The organism is Cyanobium sp. WKJ7-Wakatipu, assembly GCF_024345355.1.
Lineage (GTDB): Bacteria > Cyanobacteriota > Cyanobacteriia > PCC-6307 > Cyanobiaceae > Cyanobium_A > Cyanobium_A usitatum.
Genome location: NZ_JAGQAY010000054.1, coordinates 1 through 7,608 on the forward strand (window position 1 = coordinate 1; position 7,608 = coordinate 7,608).

The 7,608-nt window shown below is 61.6% G+C and carries 6 protein-coding genes; 1 reads left to right on the plus strand and 5 read right to left on the minus strand.

What is annotated here, in order from left to right; genetic code table 11:
- Nucleotides 1-117: 117 nt before the first annotated feature.
- Genes KBY83_RS15075 through KBY83_RS15095 form a run of 5 tightly spaced genes read right to left on the minus strand, consistent with a single transcriptional unit; the run spans nucleotide 118 to nucleotide 5,031 of the window.
- On the minus strand, nucleotides 118-942 hold the full coding sequence (locus tag KBY83_RS15075; RefSeq protein ID WP_255020384.1) for a hypothetical protein: 825 nt from the start codon (nucleotides 940-942) through the stop codon (nucleotides 118-120).
- Entirely contained in the window at nucleotides 935-2,386 is a 1,452-nt protein-coding gene (locus KBY83_RS15080; RefSeq protein WP_255020385.1) for a protein phosphatase 2C domain-containing protein, read from the minus strand. The genes KBY83_RS15075 and KBY83_RS15080 overlap by 8 nt, the downstream gene beginning before the upstream one ends.
- On the minus strand, nucleotides 2,383-3,117 hold the full coding sequence (locus KBY83_RS15085; RefSeq protein ID WP_255020386.1) for a VWA domain-containing protein: 735 nt from the start codon (nucleotides 3,115-3,117) through the stop codon (nucleotides 2,383-2,385). The genes KBY83_RS15080 and KBY83_RS15085 overlap by 4 nt, the downstream gene beginning before the upstream one ends.
- Nucleotides 3,117-4,469, minus strand: a complete 1,353-nt coding sequence (locus KBY83_RS15090; RefSeq protein ID WP_255020387.1) for a protein kinase domain-containing protein — start codon at nucleotides 4,467-4,469, stop codon at nucleotides 3,117-3,119. The genes KBY83_RS15085 and KBY83_RS15090 overlap by 1 nt, the downstream gene beginning before the upstream one ends.
- Before the next feature lie 7 nt (nucleotides 4,470-4,476).
- A complete protein-coding gene (locus KBY83_RS15095) occupies nucleotides 4,477-5,031 on the minus strand; it encodes an FHA domain-containing protein (protein ID WP_255020388.1) in 555 nt (184 codons plus the stop codon).
- 576 nt (nucleotides 5,032-5,607) lie between these two features.
- Here KBY83_RS15095 and KBY83_RS15100 point away from each other — a divergent pair.
- On the plus strand, nucleotides 5,608-7,539 hold the full coding sequence (locus KBY83_RS15100) for a transglycosylase domain-containing protein (RefSeq protein WP_255020389.1): 1,932 nt from the start codon (nucleotides 5,608-5,610) through the stop codon (nucleotides 7,537-7,539).
- Nucleotides 7,540-7,608: the final 69 nt, after the last annotated feature.

Below are 7,608 nucleotides of genomic sequence, written 5' to 3' on the forward strand. Positions count from 1 at the left end.
CGGCTGGCAGGCTTTCAATCGATCCGCACCGGGATGCAGTCGGTGATGCACGACATCACGGCGCTGATGGCGATGGTCATGCGCAGGACACAGCCCAACCCTTGCTAAGACTTTGAATCAGCCCTGGAATGTGACCACACCGTAGAAGTTGATCATCGAGCCGGTGTGGCTTGTTTCGCGCAGGTCTGCCACCGTGACTCGTTCGAATTGATTGAAGAAGGCGGGTTCAAACTGGTCGGCGGCCACTGGACCGAAATGGTTGGAGGCCATTGTGTAGTCCTTGGCTGAGAGGGCGGCATACAGCTCCTGAATGCTTGCCACGGCCGAATTGATGGCGTCGGTGCCCAGAGGCATGGCTGGCGCTAGGGGTGTCGTTGGTGCAGGAGCAGTGACAGGCGGTGGCGCAGGCCAGCTGGCAACAGAAGGAGCCCCTGTGGTGATACTTGCGGGCTTTTTGTTCTGCTGCTCCTGCTGCAGCCAGAGCACCAGCAGCAGGCCACTGCCCACGATGCCGATCAGAAAGCACAACAGAGCCACCACCCAGCCCTTGCCGTTGTTGCTGGCTACCAGAGTGATCAGGGCTGGCTGGCTGACCAGCTGTTGCTGAACGGGTGGCTGCAGTGGTTGCTGCGGCATTCCGGTCAGCCCCATGATCACCTCCTGCAGCCTGTGGCAGATGGCGAGGCTGTACTGGGCCTGCACCTTTGCCTGCAGGCGGACTGCAATACGGCCGTCATCACTTCCCCTGGGGTGGGCAAGGGCACTCGCCAAGGCGCGGGAGCGCAGTAGGAAGCTCAGGGCCGGCAGGAGATCCTGCTGATCAGCTCCTACCAACTGGGGTAGGCGTGTTTCAACGCTTCGTGGATCGGCCTGCTGGCCTGTCGTCAGCTCCTGCTGGTCGAGTGCTGCTCGGATGGCGAGGCCAAGCCCGTAGTCAGTCATCGCGGCCCGCCATGGTGGCGTCTGGGTTGAGATGTAACTGCCAATACTGGCGCAGTGCCTGCGTGAGCTCAGGGCACCTATTCAGAAGCCCAAGCCCTTGTCCCCCCGGTTGGCTTAAGCCGATCAGGGTGCCAAGCCAGTCCCTTTCGCCGACGACTCGCTTGATTGCAGCCTGATTGTCGCGCAGTTGATGAAACTGGATATTGCGTGCCCTCAGGTTGGTCTCGATCAGCTCAGGCTGGCTGCAAAGACGTTTGATCTGTTGGCGGAGGCCCTGCTGTTGCCCTATTGAGAGTGCCAGGGCTTGGGGTTCTTTTGCATCAATCGTTTGCGTTGGAGGAGGCCATATCCATGTCGGCATCAGCCGGAACCAGGCCAGTAACGCGATCCCGGCGGTGGCCAGCAGTGCTGAAGCGGACAGCAGGGTGCTTGCAAGATTCCGTTTTCTGGGTGAGGTAATTGAGGCGCTGCTCGATGCTCTTAAATGGTTCGATATCGGTAGGTGAGCAGATTGATTTGCCGCTGTCGGTGCAACCTTTGTCACCGCCCCAGTTGGCCCTGTCGCATTAGCCGGGTGCAGGTCGCCGAAGCAAGCTAGGGCCACCGTTACGTCATCGCCGCTGCCCTCCCGGCTGATGCGATCGAGGCTGGCATCGAGCAAGTGTGTTTCACCGGCAGAGCGTTCCTGCAGTTGCTGGATCTCCTCCAACAGAAAGCGACTCAGAGCCAAATGGTCGGCGTCGGCGGCACAGGATTTGCGTACCCCATCGGTCGAGAGCATCAGACCACAGGCCTTCCTCCGTTCTCCCAAGAGCGAATAAACGGCAGTGCGGGCTGCGAAACAGGATCTAGCACTGGGCAGGCAGAGGCTCTCGGTGGCCTCTGCCTGCAGGCCGTCATCGTTTTCCTGGCTGATGATGCAGTCTGGCTGGTCACTGCTCAACAGCACTAGATCCCAGTCCCCGAGCCCGGTGTGAGCCCACCACCCTGGCGTCGTTATCACCAGGGCCAGGGTGGTGCCGTAGGTCTGGGGCGAAAATGGTTCTCCCTGTTTCTCCGGTGGCAGCTGCCTCGTCTGCCAGTCTGCTCTGATCGCCTCTTGCCAGGCGGTCACGATGCGCCCAGGCAGTTCATAGGCAAGCCAGCGATACACCGCCTCCAGCTGATCCGGTCCGTTCTCCAGAGGCTGCCCAGCCAGATCCTGTCCCGCTAGCTGGATCATTAGTTGGCAGGCTAGTTGGCTGCCCGCATCGCTGAGCCAGTAGCGGCTGCCTCCATGGCCATCGGCTACGGCCATCAGGCCAATCTCCAGGCCATCAGCGCTGCGCAGGGTCCCGGTCAGGGAGGAGTCTTGGCAGGGCACTCCGCGGCGCTGATGGGAGGCCCCAGATCGGCTGCGGTGCAGCGGCGCAGACCAACTCCAAGGGCCTTGGTTGGAGCTCACCACACCATCGGTCCGATGTCATCCATCGGATCCATCTCCGTTGGCGGTAGATCCGGCAGGGGAATGTTTCCCTCCTCTGCTGATTCGCCGATGCGGCTGACTGGCATCGAAGCGGCCCCCACCACGGCGGTAGAGGCCCATTGGATGAACTGGGCCAGGGAGGTGGCATTGCTGGCCTGCAGCGGACGGCGTGGGGAGCGCCCGCGCTGGTTGGCTGGCGCGGGCCCAATGAACTGCTGCAATATCTCCAGATCGGCGTCATGACCCAGTGCGATGGATAGGCGTACTGCCTTCTGGGCCCAGGGCTCCCGCATAAGTCGGGCCAGACCCGCTTCGAAATCATCCGTGGGCTGACCATCGGAGATCAGCACCAGTACCGGGGGCAGGGCACGCTCCTCCATCGGTGGGGCGCGCAGTTGCTCAGCCACCAGCTCCAGGGCAGCACCCATGGCGGTGCAACCACCGGCCTGGAGATCGCGCCACTCCAACCCTTCCACAAGCGTGGGTTCGGGAATGTGCCAACTGGCTTGATCGGCGAAGCTCACGGCCCGCACCAGCACCCTTGCTTCTGGATTGTCGCGGGCTACTCGGTTCATGCCCGGCAGCGACTGGCGAATGGCCTGGTTGAGCGATTGCATCTTGCCCTGCGCGGCCATGGAGCCGGAGCAATCGCATAAATAGAAAAAGTGCAGAGGCCGATTGGCCAGACGAACGTTAGGAAAGCCGGGCATCAGGATCCAGATCTGGTTTGTTCGCCGCTGTTGGGCTCCAAGTGCAGATCACCCCATGGTGTATCGAGCTTGTGAAGCGCACCGAGATTACAGGTTTTGCCCGGATGCACGGCATGCCGCTGCCCTCCAGAGGTTGTGGCTTGCCAGGGGTGGTCGCTGAGGTTTTGTAGGCCCAGCAGGCTGTCGTCATCCGGGTGGCTTACCACCCGGCCCATTGGCTGATCGAGCCGGGGTTCTTCCAGACTGGTGAAGTGATGGCGGTGAATGGTGTTGCCGGGGCTGGCCAATATCCGGCCGTTGGAGGTGAGTATGGCCGCGGTGGCAGGCAGGTGATGATCGCAATGCCAACAACTTGGCTGGGTGCCGAAGTGTTCAGAGCCACAGTTGGGGCAGCTCTGGCGTTGGTCAAGGGTGGAGGACAGGGCTTCCATCCACTGGCCGGTGAGGGCACGCTGACTGAGGTTGGTCATCCCAGGTCCGAAGGTCTGCAAGAAAAGTTGCTGCAGCGATGCCGGATAGAGGGGCCAAAGGACTAAGGCCGCTGCATGCTCCATTGGATCAGGGCGGTTGCGCTGATCGTTTGGGTTGAAGATGAATAGAGGGTCCTCCCCGTATAGCTTGCGGCGAGCCGGTTCATCTAAGCAGCGAATGGCTAGCTCCATCTGCCCGCGCAGCGGGTGGTGCCTAGTGATGAGCATGAACAGCAGGACGGCAAGCGAGAAGAGATCGCTGTTGGTGCCGGGTTTGCTGCGCCGCATCAGGATTTCTGGTGCGATGAATCCTGAGGTGCCGATCACGCTGCCTAGGCCTCGGCCATCCACATCCACGTTGTCGTTGTCGCATATCAGGATGCGGCCTGTCGCGGCTTCCAGGAAGAGGTTGCCAAGCGAAATGTCCTTGTAACAGAGGCCTTTGCTATGTAGGGAATGGAAGGCTTCCGCAAGGAAGAAGCCCGCCTGCATCGCCTGGCTGAGGGTGATGTCAAGACGGCCTGCATAGTGCTCGACAGCTCCCACAAACTGCGGCGGCCGCAGCTCCATTAAGTAGCCGAAGCCGGGACTTTTGCAGCGGATCAGCGTGCCGCTGGCGGGCGTCGGGCGCAGCAGGGCAATCGGCCAGAGGAAGGCCCGGCTTGGGGCCGTGGCGCGAATACTCTCGAGCAGCCGCTGCTCTAGGTGAGGGTCTTGCTCCAGGCAGCGGGGCAAATACCACTTGAGCGCCAGCCGCTCGCCCGCCACATCCACCTCAAACACCTGCCCCTGTCCGCCGCCGCCTAGGCCGCGCAGCACCTGCACCGGGCTGCTTAACCCCTCGAACTGCAGCCAGGCGCCTTCCGGCAGGATCCAGGTCACAACTGCTTCAAGGAGTTTTGACACTCTGGCCGATCGCCTTTCGAATGCCGTTGCGGTGCGCCAGGGCGGTGACGCGATTAGCGAACTTGCGTCGCTGGGCCTGGCCGTCGTGCTCCACGATGATCAGTACGTGGTTCTTGCGGGAGCCCAGGAAAATCCAACCGGCTAAGGCAGCCAGCTCCAGGGGCCAAAAGATTGGCAGTGCTCCGATCCGAAAGGGCAGTACCAGCAGCAGCGCCACGCTGGCGAGCAGCCACCAGCTGAAGATGTGGGGGAAGTGGGGTTCGCTTAGTACTGTTGCTGATCGGATCTGTAACAACAATACGGAAGCTCCGTCTATGTCGATGCTGCGTGGTGGCTTGGGCGGCGGTGCTTGAGCGCTTGTAAGCGCGACCGCTGCTTCTGGTTCTGATGCTGAGGCCGCTGCAGAATTATCCAGACTGAAGACCAGCACCGGCCCTTGGCGACCCAGCCGGATTTCATCCCCATGGCTCAGGGGGCGGCACCGGCGGATCCGCTCCCCCTCCAAGTAAGTGCCGTCGCTGCTCTGCCAGTCGCACACCACCCAGCCATGGGTGGTGTGCAGCGCACTACGGCATGGTGTGGCGACACGCCGAAATGACTCACTAGAGCCAGAAGGTTTTTGCTTGCGCTGCCAATGGTCAGCGGTTGGCTGCTTTTGAGCTCCAGCCGCTTGCTTGGGGTTTCAAGCAAGTATAGGTGCGCCGTCTTGCTCATCTGTTCTGCCGACGACGTTGCCACCACAGGCGCCAGTCATCGCGAAGGTCGTTCCACCAACCGCCGTCTCCTTCGCGGTAGGGGATCACCCGGGCAGGGAACAGCAAGGCGCGAGTGGCGAGCCCCAGGCTACCAAGTACCATCATAAGTAGAACCCAACCTGGAATCGCTCCGACCCACTGCGCGGCAAACAATGCCCGGATGGCGTAGACGCCGAGTGTTATGGCCAGCCAAAGGCGAAACGGCTCCCAGGGGTCGTGCTGACGTGGCAACGGCACTTAGGAATACTGTTCGTATTCTATGCCGAGGCAAATTCATGGCCTTGGTGATACAGCCGACTCCGAAGGATCAGGAGGTTCCAGCCATCCCAGCAACCCGCCGGCAGTCTTGGGGCCAGTTGATGGATGCGCTGCGCGGCCGAGGGGGCATTCGCCAGGCATGGCAGCAGTTGCGTCAACGCGAGGCGATTGCAGAGCTTTGGAAGGGAGACCAGTGCATCTGCAGGCTCGTGCTGGAAGGGAGGAGGCTGCGCATCGGCCGCGATTCCGGATGCGAGATGCCGGTGGAGGTGGCTGGTGTGAGCAGGGTGCACGCGATCCTCGAGCGCTCCCGCGCCAGTGATCGCGATTACACCCTCGAGGATTTCAACTCCGCCAACGGTCTGTTCCACCGGGATCGGCGCATCAAGGCAATCAGCCTCCGGGATGGGGATGCGGTGTGGCTGGGTTCACCTCTTAAGGGTGATGCCCCAGTGCTGCGCTACAGGCATCCGTGCAGTGCCCTGGAGCAGGTGATCCATTGGCTCGGGGTGGGCAGCCTGGTGGGATCGATACTGCTGGTGAGTGGCATGCTCACAGCAGCCACAGTTGCGGGTGGATCCAAGATCCGATCCATCACCGGTCCGGTGAAGATTTTCGCCAGTGATGGCAGCCAGGTGGATGCCAAACAGGGGTCGGCCACGGCGTTGCCCTCGCTGGATAGTTATCCGCTGCATCTGCGTCAGGCGCTGATCGCCTCGGAAGAGTCGCGCTTCGGCTGGAATAGCGGCCTGGATCTATTTGGCACGCTGCGCTCGGCACTGCTGCGCAGCGGTGGCGGCAGCGGCCTCACCCAGCAGGTGGCTCGGCTGTATTACTCCGATGTGGGCCGCGATTACAGCCTCACCCGAAAGCTGCGGGAACTGTGGGTGGCCCTGCAGTTGGAGGTGGGCTACAGCAAGAACAGGATCCTGAAGATGTATCTCGACAGGGCCCATCTGGGGCTGGGGTCCGATGGCTTCGAACAGGCCGCCCAGCTTTACTTCCGGCGTTCGGCTAGTCAGCTGGATCTGGCGCAGTCGGCTTTTCTGGTGGGCTTGCTGCCCAGCCCAAATGGCTACAGCCCCTGTTTTGCGCCGCAGCCATGGGAGGAAGCCACCTCCCGGGAGGAGATCCTGCGCAAGCGCGGCAACGGGAAGCTGAGCGAGCACGACCAGCAACGGATTACCGCCGTGCGCGAGGGCGAATGGCTGCCGACCCAGCGCCGCAATCTTGTACTGGCGTTGATGCATGACCAGGGCTTTTTGGGGTATGGACCCCAGGCCGATCAGACCCTGCAGGATGCGAAGCGCAAGCCGTTGAACATCGATGCCTCCGCCTGCCGGGAGAGTTCGATCGAGGCCTACCCCTACTTCAGTGATTACGTGATGGGGGAGCTGGAGGGTCGGCGCTTCGGACTGAACCTCGATGAGGATTTAGGCGGCAATTACTACGTGGAAAGCACCATTGATCCCCAACTGCAGCTGCTTGCCCAGGAGCAGCTACGCGGGTTCCTCGATGGCCCGGCTGCAGCTGTGGGCCTTACCCAGGGGGCCTTGATCAGTGTCAAGCCCAGCACCGGTGAGATTTTGGCCTACGTGGGCGGCGGGGACTATGACCGCTCCAGCTTTGATCGGGTGCAAGCCGAGCGTCAGCCGGGTTCCACCTTCAAGCTGTTTCCATTCCTGGCGGCCTTTGAGGCTGGTGTGAAGCTGGAAGATCAGATCTCCTGTGCGCCCTTCGGCTATGTGGCCGGATGCAGTCACGGGGCTGGTTCGCCAGGCGGCACCGCCAGCGTGATTGATGGTTTTGCCTTTTCGGAAAACGTGGTAGCACTGCGGCTTGGCGAGCGAGCTGGTTTTCCACAGGTGGTGAGGCGGGCACGCCAGCTGGGCATCACCACACCTTTGGATGCCGACGTCAACACCATGCTGGGTGGGCGCGAAACATATCTGTATCAACTAGCTCGGGCCTATGCGGTGGCAGGGCTGATTCAAAGTCTGGCACAGGCGAGCTTGCCTGGGCTGCCAGCATGAGTTGAGGTCGGCGGAATTGCCTCCTCCCTGTGCCCGAAAGCCATTCAGCCGCAACAGATCTCGATCTTA

Excerpts from the sequence above, each read along its gene's own strand:
- KBY83_RS15075 (WP_255020384.1), bottom strand. The coding sequence starts at position 942 with ATGACTGACTACGGGCTTGGCCTCGCCATCCGAGCAGCACTCGACCAG.
- KBY83_RS15085 (WP_255020386.1), bottom strand. The coding sequence starts at position 3,117 with ATGCCCGGCTTTCCTAACGTTCGTCTGGCCAATCGGCCTCTGCACTTT.
- KBY83_RS15100 (WP_255020389.1), top strand. The coding sequence starts at position 5,608 with ATGGATGCGCTGCGCGGCCGAGGGGGCATTCGCCAGGCATGGCAGCAG.